Annotated in this window: 19 protein-coding genes and 1 tRNA gene; 13 read left to right on the forward strand and 7 right to left on the reverse strand. The window is 61.2% G+C overall.

The window, feature by feature from the left end; all coding sequences use genetic code 11:
- The first annotated feature begins 156 nt into the window (after positions 1 to 156).
- Complete coding sequence (locus tag PAF12_RS06495; RefSeq protein WP_271109311.1) at positions 157 to 1128, forward strand: formylglycine-generating enzyme family protein; 972 nt, start codon at positions 157 to 159, stop codon at positions 1126 to 1128.
- Between the two features lie 112 nt (positions 1129 to 1240).
- Here the strand turns inward: PAF12_RS06495 and PAF12_RS06500 are convergent.
- Positions 1241 to 1316 (reverse strand) — tRNA-Val (locus PAF12_RS06500).
- 58 nt (positions 1317 to 1374) lie between these two features.
- Positions 1375 to 2742: a homogentisate 1,2-dioxygenase gene (hmgA, locus tag PAF12_RS06505; protein WP_271109313.1), complete on the reverse strand. Its 1368-nt coding sequence runs from the start codon at positions 2740 to 2742 to the stop codon at positions 1375 to 1377.
- A gap of 190 nt (positions 2743 to 2932) precedes the next feature.
- On the opposite strand from hmgA, the gene yidC reads away from it, so the two are divergent.
- The 8 genes from yidC (at position 2933) to PAF12_RS06545 (ending at position 10476) form a co-directional block, all read left to right on the forward strand.
- Positions 2933 to 4777, forward strand: coding sequence for a membrane protein insertase YidC (yidC, locus tag PAF12_RS06510; protein ID WP_271109315.1), 1845 nt, complete (start codon positions 2933 to 2935; stop codon positions 4775 to 4777).
- Positions 4774 to 5571, forward strand: a complete 798-nt coding sequence (locus tag PAF12_RS06515) for an MOSC domain-containing protein (RefSeq protein WP_271109316.1) — start codon at positions 4774 to 4776, stop codon at positions 5569 to 5571. Before yidC ends, PAF12_RS06515 begins: the two co-directional genes overlap by 4 nt.
- Positions 5568 to 6218, forward strand: a complete 651-nt coding sequence (yihA, locus tag PAF12_RS06520; RefSeq protein ID WP_271109318.1) for a ribosome biogenesis GTP-binding protein YihA/YsxC — start codon at positions 5568 to 5570, stop codon at positions 6216 to 6218. The genes PAF12_RS06515 and yihA overlap by 4 nt, the downstream gene beginning before the upstream one ends.
- A 119-nt stretch (positions 6219 to 6337) precedes the next feature.
- Positions 6338 to 7237: an acetylglutamate kinase gene (gene argB, locus PAF12_RS06525; RefSeq protein ID WP_271109660.1), complete on the forward strand. Its 900-nt coding sequence runs from the start codon at positions 6338 to 6340 to the stop codon at positions 7235 to 7237.
- Positions 7238 to 7380: 143 nt separating this feature from the next.
- Positions 7381 to 7899 carry a histidine phosphatase family protein gene (locus tag PAF12_RS06530; RefSeq protein ID WP_271109320.1) on the forward strand — a complete coding sequence of 173 codons (519 nt, stop codon included), beginning with the start codon at positions 7381 to 7383 and terminating at the stop codon, positions 7897 to 7899.
- Between the two features lie 15 nt (positions 7900 to 7914).
- Positions 7915 to 9120 (forward strand): tryptophan synthase subunit beta, encoded by a 1206-nt coding sequence (gene trpB, locus PAF12_RS06535; protein ID WP_271109322.1) that lies wholly within the window; start codon positions 7915 to 7917, stop codon positions 9118 to 9120.
- 94 nt (positions 9121 to 9214) lie between these two features.
- The gene (locus tag PAF12_RS06540) at positions 9215 to 9925 is read left to right on the forward strand and encodes a TerB family tellurite resistance protein (protein ID WP_271109324.1); all 711 of its coding nucleotides are present in this window, start codon (positions 9215 to 9217) and stop codon (positions 9923 to 9925) included.
- 68 nt (positions 9926 to 9993) lie between these two features.
- Complete coding sequence (locus PAF12_RS06545) at positions 9994 to 10476, forward strand: hypothetical protein (RefSeq protein WP_271109326.1); 483 nt, start codon at positions 9994 to 9996, stop codon at positions 10474 to 10476.
- 17 nt (positions 10477 to 10493) lie between these two features.
- Here PAF12_RS06545 and PAF12_RS06550 read toward each other — a convergent pair whose 3' ends face one another.
- The 3 genes from PAF12_RS06550 to PAF12_RS06560 all read right to left on the reverse strand — a co-directional run bounded on the left by PAF12_RS06550 (position 10494) and on the right by PAF12_RS06560 (position 14878).
- On the reverse strand, positions 10494 to 10919 hold the full coding sequence (locus PAF12_RS06550; protein ID WP_271109328.1) for a universal stress protein: 426 nt from the start codon (positions 10917 to 10919) through the stop codon (positions 10494 to 10496).
- Between the two features lie 13 nt (positions 10920 to 10932).
- Positions 10933 to 13773, reverse strand: a complete 2841-nt coding sequence (locus tag PAF12_RS06555) for a TRAP transporter permease (protein WP_271109329.1) — start codon at positions 13771 to 13773, stop codon at positions 10933 to 10935.
- A 133-nt stretch (positions 13774 to 13906) separates the two neighbouring features.
- Entirely contained in the window at positions 13907 to 14878 is a 972-nt protein-coding gene (locus PAF12_RS06560; RefSeq protein WP_271109331.1) for a TAXI family TRAP transporter solute-binding subunit, read from the reverse strand.
- Between the two features lie 293 nt (positions 14879 to 15171).
- Between PAF12_RS06560 and PAF12_RS06565 the strand changes: the two genes are divergently transcribed.
- Positions 15172 to 15750, forward strand: a complete 579-nt coding sequence (locus tag PAF12_RS06565; RefSeq protein ID WP_271109333.1) for a carboxymuconolactone decarboxylase family protein — start codon at positions 15172 to 15174, stop codon at positions 15748 to 15750.
- Here the strand turns inward: PAF12_RS06565 and PAF12_RS06570 are convergent.
- Positions 15741 to 16190, reverse strand: coding sequence for a type II toxin-antitoxin system RatA family toxin (locus PAF12_RS06570; protein ID WP_271109334.1), 450 nt, complete (start codon positions 16188 to 16190; stop codon positions 15741 to 15743). The genes PAF12_RS06565 and PAF12_RS06570 overlap by 10 nt on opposite strands.
- 56 nt (positions 16191 to 16246) lie before the next feature.
- Here PAF12_RS06570 and PAF12_RS06575 point away from each other — a divergent pair, with 56 nt between their 5' ends.
- Positions 16247 to 16432 carry a hypothetical protein gene (locus PAF12_RS06575; RefSeq protein WP_271109335.1) on the forward strand — a complete coding sequence of 62 codons (186 nt, stop codon included), beginning with the start codon at positions 16247 to 16249 and terminating at the stop codon, positions 16430 to 16432.
- A gap of 33 nt (positions 16433 to 16465) precedes the next feature.
- Here PAF12_RS06575 and PAF12_RS06580 read toward each other — a convergent pair whose 3' ends face one another.
- Positions 16466 to 17299, reverse strand: a complete 834-nt coding sequence (locus PAF12_RS06580; RefSeq protein ID WP_271109337.1) for a neutral zinc metallopeptidase — start codon at positions 17297 to 17299, stop codon at positions 16466 to 16468.
- 125 nt (positions 17300 to 17424) lie between these two features.
- On the opposite strand from PAF12_RS06580, the gene PAF12_RS06585 reads away from it, so the two are divergent.
- Together PAF12_RS06585 and PAF12_RS06590 are read left to right on the forward strand one after the other, a co-directional pair.
- Complete coding sequence (locus PAF12_RS06585; RefSeq protein ID WP_271109338.1) at positions 17425 to 18003, forward strand: YqaA family protein; 579 nt, start codon at positions 17425 to 17427, stop codon at positions 18001 to 18003.
- Positions 18000 to 18494, forward strand: a complete 495-nt coding sequence (locus PAF12_RS06590) for a disulfide bond formation protein B (protein WP_271109340.1) — start codon at positions 18000 to 18002, stop codon at positions 18492 to 18494. Before PAF12_RS06585 ends, PAF12_RS06590 begins: the two co-directional genes overlap by 4 nt.
- Positions 18495 to 18497: the final 3 nt, after the last annotated feature.

The raw sequence follows: 18497 nt of genomic DNA on the forward strand, positions 1-18497 counted from the left end.
GCGACGCCTTCCTTCGGGCGCGCCCGTGATCTGATCCGGCTGCGGGCAAATGCCATCTCCCGTTTCCCTGCAATGCAGGAAATGCTATGCGAACATATTTTCGCAAGCGCCGCGATGGATTTGCGGCGGCGTGACCTCTGCAAGGAAACCGGCCCGATGTCGAAAACATGCTGCTCCCCGGCGTTCAGCCCTGACGGCGAAATATCCGCCCGCGATGCAGCTTATCTGGATGCCGCCCAGTCCGTGCAGCCCGCGCCGTCAAACGTTCAGAGGGAACTCGCCGACGCCCTGCTGACCATACGGGGCGGTTTTTTCGACATGGGCACAAGGCGGTCACGCTTCCATGACGACTTCGATTCGCCACGCCACAAGGTCAAGCTGTCGGATTTCCGTATCTCAGCGACGTCCTGCACAAATGCGCAATATGCCCGGTTCGTCGAAGCGACCGGATACCGGACTGTGTCGGAGGTCGAGGGCTGGTCCTATGTATTTCATCTGCTGCTGAACGATCCTTCGCAATGGACCGAATGGCCGCCCGGCCTGCCGTGGTGGCGCAAGGTCGATGGCGCCGCGTGGTTCGCACCCGAAGGACCGGGCAGCAGCACCGCAAACCGTGAGGATCATCCCGTCGTTCATCTGAGCTGGTATGACGCGCTGGCCTATTGCAACTGGGCGGGGCTGCATCTGCCGACGGAGGCGCAGTGGGAATTCGCGGCGCGCGGCGGGCTGCGGCGGCGGAAATTCCCGTGGGGCGATGAGTTTTGGCCTGATGGCAAACCCGCGATGAACACCTGGCAGGGCGATTTCCCGAAGGTGAACACGGCAGAGGATGGCTATGTCGGAACCGCCCCGGTGACCGCTTTTGAACCGAACGGCTTTGGGCTTTACAATTGCTGTGGGAATGTCTGGGAATGGACGGCGGATTTGTTCGCCTACCATCCCGCCGAGGGGCCATTCCCGCTGCGCGATCCCACAGGCCCCGATACAGGCTACGCACGGGTCCAGCGGGGCGGTTCATATCTGTGCCATGTCAGCTATTGCGACCGCTACCACGTCCATTCCCGCACCAAGAACGACCCGGACAGCTCGACAGGCCACGGCGGATTTCGGGTGATGGGAAAAGCATGAACATGAAAGCGTAATTCCCGGCACTACGGCGAAGTGGGTTCACGAGACCCCGAATGCACGTCGTAAAACCGTGGCGGTTGAAAGAATTATTTTTAAATATCAATGGATTAAATGGTGGGCGGTGAGGGGCTCGAACCCCCGACATCTTCGGTGTAAACGAAGCGCTCTACCAACTGAGCTAACCGCCCGCCTGTCGCGAACCGCGCCGGATTAGCCCGGTGCGGCGCGCGGATCAAGGGCTGTTGGTTATTTTTCCCCCGGTTTCCCGTCGAATTTCTTTTCAAGGCTGCTCCAGCAATCGGCGTAGTCATCCTGCAGCGGGGCCTCGCGCCCGGCGAAGGCGGTCAGCTGCTGTGGAAATCGGGTCTCGAACATGAATTGCATGGTATTGTCCTGCTTGAACGGCTCCATCGGTTCGGTTGAGCCGTGTTCGAAAGCATCGCGATCCGGGCCATGCGGCAGCATCATATTGTGCAGGCTTGTCGCGCCGGCGACAAAGCCATCGGGTTTGGCGTCATAAATGCCGGTGATATTGCCCATCAGTTCCGACATGATGTTCTTGTGATACCAGGGCGGCCGGAAGCTGTGCTCCGCCACCATCCAGCGTTCGCGGAACAGCACGAAGTCGATATTCGCCGTCCCCTCCTGCCCGGAAGGCGCGGTCAGTACGGTAAAAATCGATGGGTCCGGGTGGTCGAACAGGATCGCCCCGACCGGAGAATATGTCCGAAGATCATATTTATAGGCGCAATAATTGCCGTGCCATGCGACGACATCCAGCGGCGAGTGGTCGATATAGCTTTCATGGAACTGGCCACACCATTTGATGACCACGCGCGATCGTGCCTCACGGTCCTCGAAGGCCGCGACCGGGCATTTGAAATCGCGCGGATTGGCGAGGCAGTTCGCGCCGATCGGGCCGCGCCCCGGCAGGTCGAATTTCTGGCCGTAATTCTCGCAGACGAAACCGCGGGCGGGGCCCTCCAACACCTCGACGCGATAGACGAGGCCGCGGGGAATGATGGCGATCTCGCGCGGTTCGAGGTCGATGATACCCAACTCCGTCGCGAAACGCAGCCGGCCCTCCTGAGGAACCACCAGTAATTCGCTGTCGGCGCTGAAAAAATATTCGTCCGCCATCGACTCGGTCACAAGATAGATATGTGCCGCCATCCCGACCTGAGTATTTACATCCCCCGCCGTCGTCATCGTGCGCATCCCGGTGATCCAGGTCAGGTTGTCTTTACAATGCGGGACGGGATCCCAGCGATATTGGCCAAGGCTGATCACATCGGGCAACACATGCGGCGCGGATTTCCAGTACGGCACATCGATCTTCTGGAACCGCCCGACATGCTTGACCGAAGGGCGAATGCGATAGCACCAGCTGCGTTCGTTCTGGCCACGAGGGGCGGTGAAGGCGGTGCCGGAGAGCTGTTCGGCGTAAAGCCCGTAATTCACCTTCTGCGGCGAATTCTGGCCCTGTGGCAGCGCGCCGGGCAATGCCTCGGTTTCGAAATCATTGCCGAATCCGGGCATATAGCCCTGATGCAGTTCGGTTCCGTTTTGCGTGGTTGCGCGGATCATGCCCTCGGGCAGGGTGTCGGCGGTCATCTGGTTCCCCTGTTGAGACGTTTCCCGACAATTAAGTTGCAATTGCAACTATGTCAAAAGGAAAATTCGTCAAACCCGCCTTCATTGCCCGCAATCTGCCGTCTGACGCATGGGGTTTCAGGGAATCACCTTGACCTTTGCCCGCCCCTTCTGTTGAACCCACCCCTGACAACAGAGGGCTCAGTCTCGTATGGAAGATAACAACCGCAATCTGATCCTGGCGATGGTTCTGTCCATGCTGGTGGTTCTGGTATGGTACAGCTTCTTCGCCCCGGAGCCTCCGCCGCCGGCACCGGTCGACGAAACCGTGCAGACCGAAACCGGCGCACCCGCGACACCGGCAGCGCCGGTGACCAGCGGCAATGCGGTGACGGGCGGCGCGGCGGTTGCGGCGAGCGATGATGTCTCGGCCACGGCGGCACGGATCAGCATCGACAGCCCGTCGCTGGAAGGCTCGCTGTCGCTGGCAGGCGGCCGGATTGATGATCTTCTGCTGAAGAACTACCGCGAGACGCTGGATGAATCGTCGCCCGACGTGCGGGTCCTGACACCAACCGTTGCCAACCAGCTGAACCCGAACGACCCCGGGCTGGCCGGGCAGAAACCCTATTACGTCATCTATGGCTGGAGCCCTGTTGCAGGCGCCGATCCGTCGCTGGTTCCGGGCACCGGAACCGTCTGGGAGGTGGAATCGGGTGATACGCTGGGCCCTGACAGCCCGGTCACGCTTCGCTGGGATAACGGTGCAGGCCAGATCTTCCGCCGTCATTACACGCTGGACGACAAATTCCTGTTTACTGTCACGCAATCGGTCGAAAACACTTCCGATACGCCATTTGAGGCCGCCCCTTACGGCATCATCGCCCGCCACGGCCAACCTGACACGCAGAATTTCTTTGTTCTCCATGAGGGTATGGTCGCCATGACCGATGGCGAGCTGATGGAGACCAAGTACAAGAAGATGCCGGATTTCGACCCGGTGGCTGGAGACGGCCGGGCCGAAATCATCGACGTGGCGGAAAGCGGCTGGATCGGGTTCACCGATAAATACTGGATGACCACGCTTGCTCCGGTGTCGGGCCAGCCCTTCCGCGCAGTCGCGAAATATACCGAAGGCCTGGATATCTATCAGACCGAAACCCGCTTTCCGGTGATCACGGTCGCAGCCGGCGCCAGCGCGTCGAGCGAGAGCTATCTGTTTGCCGGGGCCAAGGAATGGGAAACCATCCGCGGTTACGAGCAGGATCCGGGCATTCAGCGTTTCGTCGATTCCATCGACTGGGGCTGGTTCTACTTCCTGACCAAGCCGATTTTCCGCCTGCTGCACTGGCTGAACGGTTTCCTCGGCAATATGGGCTGGTCGATCATCGCCCTGACCTTCATCCTCAAGGCGCTTGTGTTCCCGCTGGCGCGCAAATCCTACGTCTCGATGGCGCGGATGCGTGAGCTGCAGCCCCAGATGGAGGCGCTGAAAGAGCGTGTCGGCGACGACCGTGCCAAGATGCAGCAGGAGATGATGGCGCTCTACAAGAAGGAGAAGGTCAATCCGGCGGCAGGCTGTCTGCCGATCCTGATCCAGATTCCCATCTTCTTCAGCCTTTACAAGGTGATTTTCGTCACGCTGGAACTGCGCCACGCGCCGTGGATCGGCTGGATCCGCGACCTGTCCGCGCCCGATCCGTCCTCGATCCTGAACCTGTTCGGACTGCTGCCCTATGCCGCCCCGGCGCGCGACAGCATGATCGGGATCATCTCGCTGTCGGTCATGGCGATCATTCTGGGTATCTCCATGTGGCTCCAGCAGAAGCTGAACCCGGCACCCGCAGATCCGACGCAGAAAATGATCTTCGCCTGGATGCCGTGGGTGTTCATGTTCATGCTGGGCGGTTTCGCCTCGGGTCTGGTGCTCTACTGGATCACCAACAACGTCATCACGATCCTGCAGCAATACACGATCATGTCGATGCATGGCAGCCCGCCGAACCTGTTCGGAAATATCCGTGACAGCGTACGGCCCAAGAAGAAAAAAGAATGATCCGCCTCGCACAGATCTGGCGCTATCCGTTGAAAGCCATCGGACGCCAGAAGCTGGATCGCGTAAAGCTGACCAAGGGTGAACGTCTGCCCTTCGACCGGCACTGGGCGGTCATGCACGAGGCCTCGGCGGAGAAGCTGGGTGATGCGGATGGTCTGGACGGCTGGATGCCGAAATCCGCCTTCCTGCGCGGCGCGGCAGGCCCGTCTCTGCAAGCGATCAGTGGCGGGTTGAGCAATGGGAAACTGATGCTCAGCCACCCGGATCAAGCGGATATTTCCGTCGACCCGACCAAGGATGAGGACGAGGCACGGCTGATCGACTGGCTGCGTCCGCTCTGGCCGGAGGACAAGCCGGCCCCGTCCCGTCTGGTCAGCGGTTCGGTGCCGCTGACGGATGCGAAGAATCCCTATGTTTCGATCAATTCAATCGAGAGCCTGCGCGAAATCGAGATTCATGTCGGTCACCGTATCGGCGTGGAAAGATGGCGCGGCAATCTCTGGATTGAGGGCGGGGAACCGTTCGAGGAACTCGACTGGATCGGTCGCGAAATCCGCATCGGCGCGGCGCGTCTGATCGTGCGCGAACCGATTGGCCGCTGTGCAGCGACGGCGGTCGATACCGAAACCGGCAGACCGGATCGTTCGATGGTGCAAATCGTCAACGAAAAATACGACCACACGAATTTCGGCGTCTATGCCGAGGTGATCGACGGTGCGGATATCGCGCCGATGGACGAGGTGATCGTGGCTGACGCGCCTGCGCCTGATCCAAATGCGGCGGATGGCGCATGAAGGTCTCCTTCCCTGTCGCGGGCGAGCCGGACCCTGCCGAGGCGGAAGCCGCGCGCCAGCTTTTCGCCGGGCCGGTTGATTTCGTCAAAGGCGTGGTCGCAATGGATGGGTTGCCACCCGCCGACCGGCCCGAGATATGTTTCGCCGGACGATCCAATGTCGGCAAATCCAGCCTGATCAATGCGCTGACCGGGCGCAAGGGGATCGCGCGCGCCTCGAACACACCGGGCCGCACGCAGGAAATCAACTATTTCGCGCTCGGTCAGCGGGCCTATCTCGTCGATCTGCCCGGCTATGGGTTTGCCAAAGCCCCGGTTGCCGTGGTGAAAAAATGGCAGGAATTGCTGAAAAATTACCTCGCGGGCAGACCGACACTGCGGCGCGCCTTCTGCCTGATCGATTCGCGCCACGGGATCAAACCCGTGGATCACGAGATCATGACGCTGCTCGATAAATCCGCAGTGCCGTTTCAGGTGGTGCTGACCAAGGCCGACAAGCTGGGGCCGAACGCCATCAAGCCGGTTCTGGCGCAGGTCGAGGATGAATTGCAGAAACATCCTGCGGCTTTTCCTGAGCTTGTGGTGACCTCGTCCGACAAGGGTCAGGGAATTGCGACGCTGCGCGCGATTATTGGCGGGTTGGATTAGGGGGCGGTTTTGGGTGGTGCGCTGAAGCGCACCCTACGGGGCGTGTAGCTCTGGACGCGGCGTGTCGCTGCCCCTAACGTGCTTCCAACCACAGGGAACGCATGATGAGACAGCAGGACATGAACCGAGACTTCGCCGCCGCCGCAACGACATTGTCCGAAGCCCTGCCCTATATGCAGCGATATTCCGATGCCGTGGTCGTGGTGAAGTTCGGTGGCAATGCCATGGGCGACGATGCGGAGATGGCGAAATTCGCCTCTGACATCGTGCTGATGAAGCAGGTCGGCATTCATCCGGTCGTGGTGCATGGCGGCGGACCGATGATCAACGATCTGCTGGGCAGGCTGGGGATCGAAAGCCATTTCGTGCGCGGCAAGCGCGTCACCACCAAGCAAACCGTCGAGGTGGTGGAGATGGTTCTCTCCGGCCTCGTCAACAAGCGCATCGTTCAGGCAATCAATGACGCGGGCGGGCGGGCCATCGGGATTTCCGGCAAGGATGACGACCTGATGGTGTGCGAGGCCGATGACCCGGAACTGGGCTTCGTCGGCAAGCCGGTCGAAATGAATATCCAGATCATCCGCGATCTTTATAAGGCCGGGCTGATTCCGGTGATTGCGCCGGTCGCGACCGGCATGGCGGATAACGAGACCTTCAACGTCAATGGCGACACGGCGGCAGGTGCAATTGCCGGCGCACTTCAGGCCGACCGGCTGCTGCTGCTGACCGATGTGTCAGGCGTCAAGGACAAATCGGGCGAGGTTATCACCCAGATGACCCCCGATCAGGTCCGCGCCATGATCGCTGACGGCACAATCGCGGGGGGTATGATCCCCAAGACCGAAACCGCACTGAACGCAATCGCAGAGGGTGTGCGCGCCGTGGTGATCCTTGACGGGCGGGTGCCGAATGCCTGCCTTCTGGAGTTGTTCACCGAACACGGGGCGGGCAGCCTGATCCGCTCGACCGAGCCGCGGGTGAAACCGCGCGGGCTGCGGCAGGCCGCTGGTGCGATTTGAAAATGCCTGACAGCAATAACACCCGCATCACGTTGAAGAAACGTACAAAAACGCATATTTCTTGCGATTCAGGCGCTTGCCCTATTCGCTAAACCTATGGCAGGATTTGTCAATCTTGCGTGGCAATCGAGGCTTTGTTGCATATGACCCCATCTGGCTATCGCCGTCTGATCCTCACCCGCCACGCAAAATCGGCATGGGACGATCCGACGCTCGATGATTCCGACCGCCCGCTGAACGCGCGTGGCCGCCGCGCCGCGCTTTTGCTGGGGGATTTCCTCGCCTCGCGCGGCTATGAACCGGAGGAGGTGCTGTGTTCGCCCTCTCTGCGGACCCGGCAGACATGGGAATATATCTCTGCCGCGACGCTTGAGGTGCGGCCCGATCTGCGCATCGAGAACGGGCTGTATCACGCCCGCCCGGCGGAGATGTTGAAGATCCTCAAGACCGCGAAGCATCAGACCGTGATGATGATCGGCCATAATCCCGGCATCGCGGAACTGGCCGAAAGCCTGCCGGCGCGGGTGCCGATGGATCCCGATTTCCGGCGCTATCCGACGGCGGCGACTCTGGTGGTCGATTTTCAGATTGAGGACTGGGCCGAGATTGAAAAAGGCACCGGCAGCGTAATGGACTTCGTCCGTATCGACGGACGCAACTGAGCAGGGAATACTGATATGGGTTATCTGAAATCGCACCCCGATGCGAATGGCTTCTTCGGTCCTTATGGCGGTGCGGAGCTTCCGCCGGTTCTGGTGGAGCATTTCAACGCGATCCATCAGGCCTATCTGCGGCTGTCACGGTCGGCGGATTTCATCAACGAGCTGCGCTATATCCGCAAGCATTTTCAGGGCCGCCCGACCCCGATCAGCTATTTCGGCAACCTGTCCGCCGATTGCGGCGGCGCGCAGATCTATGCCAAGCGGGAGGATCTGAACCATACCGGCGCGCATAAGCTGAACCATTGCATGGCAGAAGTCCTGCTGGCCAAGCATATGGGCAAGACCAAGGTCATGGCCGAAACCGGGGCGGGCCAGCACGGCGTGGCGCTGGCGACGGCGGCGGCCTATTTCGGGCTCGATTGCGAGATTCATATGGGCGAGATCGATATCGCCAAGGAAGCCCCGAACGTGACCCGGATGAAGCTGCTCGGCGCGGAGGTCGTGCCGGTCAGCTTTGGCGGACGCTCCCTGAAAGAGGCCGTGGATAGCTGTTTCCAATCCTATGTCGCGCAGGCGGAGCATGCGCTATTCGCCATCGGCAGCGTCGTCGGCCCGCATCCCTTCCCGATGATGGTGCGCGATTTCCAGCATGTCGTGGGGATCGAATCGCGCGAGCAATTCCTCGAAATGACGGGCCGCCTGCCCGACATGGTTGCCGCCTGTGTCGGTGGCGGCTCAAACGCAATGGGTCTGTTCGCCGGTTTCATCGACGATGAGGAGGTGGAGTTGCACGGGGTCGAACCGCTCGGCACCTCTTCCAAGCTGGGCGATCACGCGGCCACGCTGACCTATGGCGAGGATGGCGATATTCATGGCTTCAAAACCGTGGTGCTGAAGGATGCCGATGGCAATCCGGCCCCGGTCCACACCGTCGCCTCGGGGCTGGATTACCCCGGCGTCGGCCCGGAACATGCCTATCTGCGCAAGATCGGACGCGCGCAATATAGTGCGGCGGATGATAAGGAGGCGCTTGACGCCTTCTATCGCCTGTCCCGGCGCGAGGGGATCATCCCGGCACTCGAAAGCGCCCATGCAGTTGCCTTTGCGCTGCGCGAGGCGCCGAAACATCCCGGCAAGACCATCCTCATCAACCTGTCCGGGCGCGGTGACAAGGATATCGACTATGTGACTGAAACATATGGATTCAGTGCCGAGGGTTGATCTCCGGTACAGCGTTCAGCCCGGCTTTGCCGATTCTCAAGATCGGTGACCGGGCGTCTGGCGTGACGCGGAAATTCCAGTTAGCATCCGCAGAATGAAAGACGTTGTACCCGCACAGGCCCCCGAACTTCCCCGCCCGCGCAGCTTCTGGCAGCGGATCGCGGACCGGCTTGCCGCATTCATGGGATCGAAAAGACCGGCAACGCCGCCGGAAAAATCGGTGGCGTTTACCATAGCTGTGATCTCGCTCGGGGCGAAGCTGGCCAAGGCTGACGGGCGGGTCGACCGCTCCGAGGTGGCCGCATTTCGGCGGGTGTTCAAAATCCCCCGCGGGGAGGAAAAAAACGCCGCCCGCGTCTTCGATCTCGCCCGGCAGAACGTCGCGGGTTACGACGCATGGGCGCACCGGATCGCGCGTTTGTTCCGCCCCGGCGATCCCGCACTGGAAAACGTGATCGAGGGGCTGGTGATCATCGCAACTGCCGACGGGACGATGCACACGGCCGAGCGGGCGATGCTGGACGATATAAGCCGGATCTTTTCGGTCCCGCAGGAACGGCTCGCAACCATCATCGCGCGGCATGATGCCGAAGCCGCCTGCCCGCCCTGTCAGCAGCTTGGCCTGCCGCCGGATGCGACACTGGCCGAAGGGCGCGCACGGTGGCGCGAATTGCTGAACGAACACCACCCGGACCGCGCCATCGCTGCCGGCCTGCCGCGTGAGGCAATCCGGCTGGCGGAGGCCCGTACCCGTGCCATCAACACGGCCTGGGAACAATTCCGCGCGAGCAGAAGCCCGGGCTGACACTGCGCCGGAACTCAACCGGGCCTTGTCCGGTTCTCCCATCACACCCAACCGCCGGAGGCGTCCCCATGACCCGCATTTTCCTCGCATCAATGGCCCTCTCCCTGTCGGTCATCGCGCCGCTGTCCGCGCAGGAATGGCAAATGCCCCCTGCCGAGGAGCCGCCCGTGACCGCCCCGGACGAGCCGCTTTCAGATTTTGAGCAGGGCATCGAGAGCATGATGAACGAGATGTTCCAGCGTTTTCAGCCGCATCTGGAGGGGTTGGGCAATGAGCTTGCCGAAACCGTCACCGAATTCGGCCCGGCTTTCGAGGAATTGGCGGGTTTGATGGACGATATCGGCAATTACCAGCGTCCCGAACGCCTGCCCAATGGCGACATATCATCCGCCGCCGCGCCGATGCGCCGCCGCCGCCCTCCACCAATGAATTGCAGCGGCTTTTGCCTGACGGGAACAAATCCGGAAATCCGGGCGAAAACGGGCGAGAGCCGCAAGATGACCTCGCCCCGCCCCCGCCAATCGAGCTTTGACACCCTATGCCCAGCGTGAACGGGCCGGTGACATGATCAGCGAACGATCAGTACGCTGATCGGGGAGTGGCGCACGACCCGGTCGCCCTGGCTGGCGATACGAAAGGTCCGAAGCTCATCCGGCGACCGTGACGCCATGACGATCAGATCGGCCCCGATCCGGTCCGCAGTCTCCACAATGGTCTCCGCGACATGGCCATATCCGACATGGGTCGTGACCCCGTCGACATCCGCCAGCTCGCGCGCGACGAAACTGTCGAGCTCCGCCTTCATTTCCTCCAGCGCCCGCTGCTCATAACCTTTCGGCAGATAGCTGGCGACCCAGGCATTGCCGACATCATGGACGATGCCCAGCAGATGCAGTTCCACCCCCTCACCCAGCTGCGCCCGCGCGGCTGGCAGCGCGCGCGACCAGCTCGATTTATGCTGAAGGTCGATCGGCATCAGGATTGTCTTGAACATGATACGTTCCTCCTCAGGTCGCGGCAGGCTGCGCCGCCACACCGGAATCACCCGGCCCGGCCCGGCGACGCTGCATCCAGACAACGAAGGCCAGAAGCAGGAAGGCCGGGATATACATCAGATATTTCGACGGGGCATCAGCGGGCGCGCGGACAAGCTGAATTTCCTGATCCCAGTCAAGGCCGGCCTCTGCTGCGGGGCTATCGAAGGCAACATTGTCGATCATCACCTGATCGCCGTTCTGGATCGTCTCGATCCCGAGCGCGGCAAGACGGTCCGCCCCCGTCTCCCCCTCGGGCACGGGCAGTTCGACGCGGAACTCCACCGGATCGCCAACCGCATTCAGACCGGCAACGGACAGGCGGAACGGCTCGCCCACAGGCGCATCTTCCAATGCCTGCTCAAGCTGCGCGGGCGGCAAATCGTCCCAGGGCGGGGCGACCATATCCATCCAGAAACCCGGGCGGAAAATGGTGAAGGCCACCAGCAGCAGCGCCACGGTTTCCAGAATATTGTTCCGGGTCAGGAACCAGCCCTGTGTTGCCGCCGCAAACAGCAGCATGGCCAGCGTCGCCGTAATGAACACGAATATTCCGTGCAGCCAGCCCACGTCGATCAGCAGCAGATCGGTGTTGAAGATAAACAGGAACGGCAGCGCCGCCGTCCGCAGGCTGTAGAAGAAGGCGACAACCCCGGTCCTGATCGGATCGCCGCCCGACACGGCCGCCGCCGCGAAGGAGGCCAGCCCCACGGGGGGCGTCACATCCGCCATGATCCCGAAATAGAACACGAACAGATGCACCGCGATCAGCGGCACAATCAGCCCGTTCTGCTGGCCGAGCGTCACGATCACCGGCGCAAGCAGCGCCGAGACGACGATATAGTTCGCCGTTGTCGGCAGCCCCATCCCCAGGATCAGCGACAGAACCGCTGTCAGGAACAGGATCGCCAGCAGATTGCCGCCGGACAGCACCTCGACCACATCGGCCAGCGCCGCGCCGACCCCGGTCTGGCTGACGACACCGACGATAATCCCCGCCGTGGCGGTCGCGATACCGATCCCGATCATATTGCGCGCGCCGGAGATCATACCGTCAACAAGGTCATCAACGCCCGCCCGGAACGCCGCGCCGACACTGTTGTTATGGGTCCGGTCCTCGCCCCGCATCATCACCATCAGCGGACGCTGGGTCACAAGGATGAAGATCATGAACGCGGTCGCCCAGAAGGCCGACAGGCCGGGTGACAGCCGGTCCACCATCAGCGCCCAGACCAGAACCACCACCGGCAGCAGGAAATGCAGGCCGGAGCGGACCGTCGGACCCGGCATCGGCAGTTGCGTGACCTCCGCATTCGGATCGTCGATCTCCAGCGGCTCCTCGCGCGATCCGACCCAGAGCAGCGCCAGATAGACGACTGCAAGGAAGCCGAAGATGACATAGCCCGCCGCCGCGCCGAAGGCCGGACGGACCCAGCCCATGCCGTAATAGACCAGCATCGACAGTGCGGAAATCACGGCAACGCCAAACACGAAACCGACGATACGGCGCATCCACGGCCCCGGCTCATAAGGGCGCGGAAGGCCCTGCATATTCGCCTTCATCGCCTCCAGATGGACGATATAGACAAGCGCGATATAGGAAATCGTTGCAGGCAGGAACGCATGCTTGACCACGTCGAAATAGGGGATGCCCACATATTCGACCATCAGGAAGGCCGCGGCCCCCATCACGGGCGGCATGATCTGACCGTTGACCGAAGACGCCACCTCGACCGCGCCCGCTTTTTCGGAACTGAAGCCGACCTTTTTCATCAGCGGAATGGTGAACGTCCCCGTCGTCACCACGTTGGCAATCGACGAGCCCGAGATCAGCCCGGTCATGGCCGAGCTGACGACCGCCGCTTTCGCCGGTCCGCCGCGCATATGGCCCATCAGGCTGAACGCAACCTGAATGAAATAATTGCCCGCCCCGGCCTTATCCAGCAGCGCACCGAACAGCACGAACAGGAACACGAAGCTGGTCGAAACGCCGAGCGCGATGCCGAACACACCCTCGGTCGTGATCCATTGGTGGTTCGCAACCTCCGACAGCGAGTTGCCCTTATGCGCGATAATATCCGGCATATAGGGGCCGAGGAAGGTATAGGCGAGGAACACCGTCGCCACGATCATCAGCGCCGGGCCAAGCGCGCGCCGCGTGACCTCTAGCAGCAGCAGCAGCCCCATGACCGCGACAACCATGTCCTGAAGATTCGGGTTGCCGACCCGCGTCGCAATGGAATCGTAGAAGATATAAATATAAAGCGCCGCAAAGACCGAAACGATGGCCAGCGCCCATTCCCACGGCGGCACCCTGTTTTTCGGGCTGCCGAGCAGGATCGCCACCATCATCGCCGCGCCGATCAGCACGATCCACCAGGCATTGCCGCCATCCGCGCCGACGATGAACAGGATCGTCATGACGACCGGCACTGCCAGCGACAGGCCAAGCTGCACCGGGGTTCGCTCCGCCGGATAGGCCAGATAGGCGAGGAACATGGCGAAGGCGAGGTGGATGGACCGGGTTTCGGTGTCGTTCAGAATCCCGAATTCGAGGATGAACGGCAGCGGAGAGGCGATCCAGATCTGGAACAGCGACCAGCAGAACGCAACGATCAGGATCGCGCGGCCGACCCAGCCAGCCGGGGTCCGCGCGCCGGTATCCGATGACGCAACCAACTCATCCAGTTCGCTCTGGTTAAGACCACCATGCCCGGCGGCCTCCATCTCCACGGCGGAGGCCTCCATCTGATCGCCCGGTCGCCCCTTGCGCTGCGCCGGATCAGGCCGTTTCGGCTCATTATTCTCGGTCATGTCCGCTCCCCGTTAGAACCCGGTTTCTCCGGTTTTGTCACTTATCTTCACTCAACTGTTATAAATAAACGGCCCCGCTGCAAGAGCGGAGCCGCCAAATTATACTTATCCGAGTCGTATTTTCAGGCGCGGATCACTCGATCCAGCCCTGCTCCCGATAGTATTTCTCGGCCCCCGGATGCAGCGGGGCGGAGTTGCCTTCGCTGACCATCGCCTCCGGCGTCAGGTTGGCGAAAGCCGGGTGCAGGCCCTTGAAGCGGTCGAAATTATCGAACACGGCCTTGACGGTTTCATACACCATATCCTCGGGCGCATCGGCGGAGGTCACGAAGGTCGCTTTCACGCCGAAGGTGTTGGTGTCCTCATCCGTGCCGGCATACATGCCGCCGGGAATCGTGGCCTTGGCGTAGTACGGGTTTTCTTCGATCAGCGCGTCGATCTCCGGCCCCTCGACCGGCACCAGATTCGCCTCGACCGTCGAGGTGGCTTCCTGAATCGACCCGTTCGGGTGGCCAACCGTATAGACGATGGCATCGACCTTGTTGTCACCCAGTGCCGCAGACTGTTCCGCCGGTTTCAGTTCGGAGGCGAGCGAGAAATCGTCCATCGTCCAGCCCTTGGCGTCCAGCACAACCTGCATGGTCGCAAGCTGGCCCGAGCCGGGGTTGCCGACATTGACCCGCTTACCCTTGAGATCGTCAAAGCCTGCAATATTGGCGTCTTTGCGGGCGACAACGGTGAAAGGCTCCGGATGGACGGAAAAGACGGAGCGCAGGTTTTCGAATTTGTTGTCACCTTCGAATTCCGGCGACGTGCCGTTATACGCATGATACTGGATGTCGGACTGGGCCACGCCCATCGTCATGTCACCCGACTTGATCGCGTTGACATTCGCGACCGACCCGCCGGTCGAGGGCGCGGTGCATTTGATCCCGGTTTCCGCCGAATTCCGGTTCACAAGGCGGCAAATCGACTGGCCGACAACATAGTAGACGCCCGTCTGGCCGCCCGTGCCGATGGTCATGAACCGTTCTTCCTGCGCATTCGCGGCGCCCGCGGCTGCGGACAGCGCAAGGACTGCTGTGGCGGTCTTGATGAAGTTCATTTTTTAACTCCCGTGTTGGTTACACCGAAAGCGTCCAATATCTTGAGGAAAAGTGCAACAGCCCACGAATAGCAGATCGGTTACGTCATTTATATCAAATAATAATTTGAATTTTATCTAAAAAATCATTGCTCAGCACGCAGTTCCGGCAATAGGCTCAATCTACCGGCATTCGCCCGTTCCAGATAAATTCGGTCGCTGCCACTGACATGGCGACGATGCATGCTTGAAGGTAAGGAGGAGAATATGACAGCCTGACGCCGTAACAGCCTCGCGCAGATGGAGATACCGCGATGCAGCATGATTTCAGTCCGATTTCCGACGAAGACTGGCCCGAATCGGCATCCGCGCTTCAGGGCGGGTTTGCGACCGCGCTCAATGTCTACCGTACGATGGCCCATCACCCGGATTTGCTGAACGCCTGGGCGCCGCTGCGGGGGCATGTGGTTACGGCCCCGGCGCTGACTCCACAGCAATCGGAGATTGTGATCCTGCGCACCGGACACCGGCTCGGTTCTGCCTATGAATGGGCGCACCATATTCATCGCGCCAGAAAGGTCGGCATAGACGATATCAGGATCGCGCGGATCGCAGGTCCTTTGACGGGCATAAGCGGAGACGATGCGACGATTGCACGCGCCGTTGACGAGTTGTTCGACCAACGCCGCCTGACCGATGACACACACGCCCGGCTTGGTGACCTTGTCGGTCCCAAGGGGATACTGGACGTGATGGCGACGGTTGGTTTCTACTCCGTTCTGGGGTTCATCGTGAACAGCTTTGATACGCCGTTGGACGACGATGTCGCGCGCGAGATGAGCGAATGGCCGCTGAGCCTTGGTGACGATCAGGATAACGGCGATCAGCCGTAAAGCTGGTGCGCCCGCTCTTCGAAGGCGCGGACGATACGGCTCATCGCCTCGTCAAAGACAACGCCGATGAGGCGGGCCAGCAAGGCATTGCGAAACTCGAAATCGACGAAGAAATCGATCTCGCAGCTGTCCTTGTCCAGCTCGCGGAAGTTCCAGCCGCTGTGGAGATATTTGAACGGCCCGTCGAGATAATCTGTGTCGATCTTCATCGCCTCATGCCACAGGGTGACACGGCTGCCAAAACGTTCGCGAAACACCTTGAAGGAGATGACCAGATCCGCCTCGATCACCTCGGACCCGTCCACACCGGGCTTGCGGGACCGGATCCGGGCGGCACTGTTCCAGGGCAGAAATTCCGGATAACGCTCGACATCCGCGACCAGATCGTACATCTGACGCGCCGCATATGGCAGTTTGCGAGTTTCAGACCGATGGGGCAAAGAGGTTTCCGTCAGTGGCTGCGCTGCAAGGGCCGCACATAACGCAGGGGACGCGGATGAACAACCTGAACTGGCTGATCCGGGCCTCAAGATGGGCGCGCAGACCGCCCAGCATGAAGTTCGTGATCATGGTTTTTGCCATCCTCGCCGCCGGGCTGGTCATGGCCGGGCTGGAATGGCTGGGCTGGTGGCCGGAATGGGCGACGCTGGAGCGGGGTCGCGGCCCTCGCCTGCCGCGCTGATTTGACGCAAGGGCAAGCGGTCCCTGCCCGGGGTTACAGCCCCGCTTCGCCGAATGTGTTGCAGGCATTCAGCGAGCCACTGTCAAAGCCCCGCATGAACCATTCCTGACGCTGCGCTGACGAGCCGTGGGTAAACGCATCCGGCACAACCGCCCGTCCGGCGCTTTGCATCAGCGCATCATCCCCGACGGCGGCAGCGGCATCCATCGCCTCGCCGATATCTTCGCGGGTGATCCGCAGATCCTGCGCCGAATTCCGTGCCCACATGCCCGCGAAACAATCGGCCTGAAGCTCGGTCAGGACTGAAAGCGCGTTCGAATCCCGCTCGCTGGATTGCTGGCGCATCTGGGTCACCTTCGGCAGAATGCCAAGCTGGTTCTGCGCGTGATGGCCGACCTCATGCGCGATGACGTAAGCTGCGGCCAGATCGCCGCCTGCCCCCATGCGCTGATCCATGACCGTGAAGAAATCCGTGTCGAGATAGACCTTCTGGTCCGCCGGACAATAAAACGGCCCCATCTGCGCCGATGCGCCGCCGCATCCTGACGTCGTGGTGCCGGAATACAGCACCATCTGCGGGTCCTGATAATTTCCGCCGATAGCCGCGCCGAACACATCCTCGGTTTCGGCAAGGATCACCGACACGAATTCGCCCATGCGCTGCTCTTCCGCGGTCAGCTCACGCGAACCGCTGGAATTTTGCCCCTGCTGCATGCCGGAGACCATAGGCGAGATGTCGATGCCGAAAAAATATCCGAAGCCAAGCACCGCCAGCATCCCGACCAGACCGATCGAGCCTGCCCTGCCGCCGCTCATCCTGCGGCGGTCCTCAACGTTGCGGCTGCCTCGCTTCCCGCGCCATTCCATGCGTTTCCCCTCGCATTATCGTCGTCAAACCCTTGTCGGGGCGTCTTTTCACCAAAGCGTAACCCGAACCGGGCTTGACGGTTCCCGCCAGCCGCGCGACAGGGGGCCAGCGAAAGGAACCCGCCATGCTCAGACGGCTTTATGACTGGACCATGGATCTCGCCGCGCGTCCATATGCGTTATGGGCACTTTTCGCGGTCGCTTTTGTGGAAAGCTCGTTCTTTCCCATCCCACCCGATGTGCTGATCATTCCGATGGTGCTGGCCGCGCGGCCGGAATGGTTCAGGATCGCACTGGTCGCAACGGCCGGATCGGTTCTTGGCGCGCTGCTCGGTTACTGGATCGGCGCGGCGTTCATGGACACGCTGGGCAACCAGATCCTCGCAGCCTACGGCAAGGAAGGCGATTTCGCCGATCTCGCCGCCCGGTTCGACGAGATGGGGGTGTGGGCGGTTCTGATCGCGGGGCTGACACCCTTCCCGTTCAAGGTCATCACGATCTTTTCGGGCGCGGTTCAGCTTAATATCGCGGTGTTTGTGATGGCCTGCATCGTCTCGCGCGCGGCACGGTTTCTGATCGTTGCCTGGCTGCTGTGGCGTTTCGGCGCACCTATCCGTGATTTTATCGAGCGGCGCCTTGGTATTATCTTCACATTGTTCATGGTCGCCTTGATCGGCGGGTTCTATCTGGTGAAATATCTATGACCATCTCTGACCGAAATCTTGGCGTTCTGGCGGGGGCCGGATCGGCCGGGCTGCTGATCGCCGCGCTGGGTTTTCAGGCCATCGGCTATGTTCCCTGCGAGTTGTGCATCCTTCAACGCTGGCCGCATCTGGTCGCTGCGATCATCGCCCTTGTGGTGCTTGTGGTCAGCAACAATCCGATCTGGCGCTGGCTCGGCGCGCTGGCGACGGCCACGGCCTGCGGGATCGCCTTCTATCATGTCGGGGTCGAGCAGGGATGGTGGGAAGGCCCGACCGCCTGCACCGGGACCATCCGCGATCTGGCCACCATGTCGACGCAGGATCTGATGACGCAGCTTCAATCCGCGCCTGTCGTGCGCTGTGACGAGCCGCAATGGTATTTCCTCGGCCTGACGATGGCGGCATGGAACGCGATCTGCTCGGCCATTCTGACAGTGATCTGGGCGATCTCCGCCCGTGGGTGGCGACCGACCGTCACACAGGCTTCATAGGGG

The organism is Paracoccus sp. SCSIO 75233 (assembly GCF_027912675.1).
GTDB lineage: Bacteria > Pseudomonadota > Alphaproteobacteria > Rhodobacterales > Rhodobacteraceae > Paracoccus.

Excerpts from the sequence above, each read along its gene's own strand:
- PAF12_RS06560 (WP_271109331.1), bottom strand. The coding sequence starts at position 14,878 with ATGAACTTCATCAAGACCGCCACAGCAGTCCTTGCGCTGTCCGCAGCC.
- PAF12_RS06585 (WP_271109338.1), top strand. The coding sequence starts at position 17,425 with ATGCTCAGACGGCTTTATGACTGGACCATGGATCTCGCCGCGCGTCCA.
- PAF12_RS06590 (WP_271109340.1), top strand. The coding sequence starts at position 18,000 with ATGACCATCTCTGACCGAAATCTTGGCGTTCTGGCGGGGGCCGGATCG.
- PAF12_RS06530 (WP_271109320.1), top strand. The coding sequence starts at position 7,381 with ATGACCCCATCTGGCTATCGCCGTCTGATCCTCACCCGCCACGCAAAA.
- yihA (WP_271109318.1), top strand. The coding sequence starts at position 5,568 with ATGAAGGTCTCCTTCCCTGTCGCGGGCGAGCCGGACCCTGCCGAGGCG.
- PAF12_RS06565 (WP_271109333.1), top strand. The coding sequence starts at position 15,172 with ATGCAGCATGATTTCAGTCCGATTTCCGACGAAGACTGGCCCGAATCG.
- PAF12_RS06555 (WP_271109329.1), bottom strand. The coding sequence starts at position 13,773 with ATGACCGAGAATAATGAGCCGAAACGGCCTGATCCGGCGCAGCGCAAG.
- hmgA (WP_271109313.1), bottom strand. The coding sequence starts at position 2,742 with ATGACCGCCGACACCCTGCCCGAGGGCATGATCCGCGCAACCACGCAA.
- yidC (WP_271109315.1), top strand. The coding sequence starts at position 2,933 with ATGGAAGATAACAACCGCAATCTGATCCTGGCGATGGTTCTGTCCATG.
- trpB (WP_271109322.1), top strand. The coding sequence starts at position 7,915 with ATGGGTTATCTGAAATCGCACCCCGATGCGAATGGCTTCTTCGGTCCT.
- PAF12_RS06515 (WP_271109316.1), top strand. The coding sequence starts at position 4,774 with ATGATCCGCCTCGCACAGATCTGGCGCTATCCGTTGAAAGCCATCGGA.
- PAF12_RS06495 (WP_271109311.1), top strand. The coding sequence starts at position 157 with ATGTCGAAAACATGCTGCTCCCCGGCGTTCAGCCCTGACGGCGAAATA.
- PAF12_RS06550 (WP_271109328.1), bottom strand. The coding sequence starts at position 10,919 with ATGTTCAAGACAATCCTGATGCCGATCGACCTTCAGCATAAATCGAGC.
- PAF12_RS06575 (WP_271109335.1), top strand. The coding sequence starts at position 16,247 with ATGAACAACCTGAACTGGCTGATCCGGGCCTCAAGATGGGCGCGCAGA.
- argB (WP_271109660.1), top strand. The coding sequence starts at position 6,338 with ATGAACCGAGACTTCGCCGCCGCCGCAACGACATTGTCCGAAGCCCTG.
- PAF12_RS06540 (WP_271109324.1), top strand. The coding sequence starts at position 9,215 with ATGAAAGACGTTGTACCCGCACAGGCCCCCGAACTTCCCCGCCCGCGC.
- PAF12_RS06545 (WP_271109326.1), top strand. The coding sequence starts at position 9,994 with ATGACCCGCATTTTCCTCGCATCAATGGCCCTCTCCCTGTCGGTCATC.
- PAF12_RS06580 (WP_271109337.1), bottom strand. The coding sequence starts at position 17,299 with ATGGAATGGCGCGGGAAGCGAGGCAGCCGCAACGTTGAGGACCGCCGC.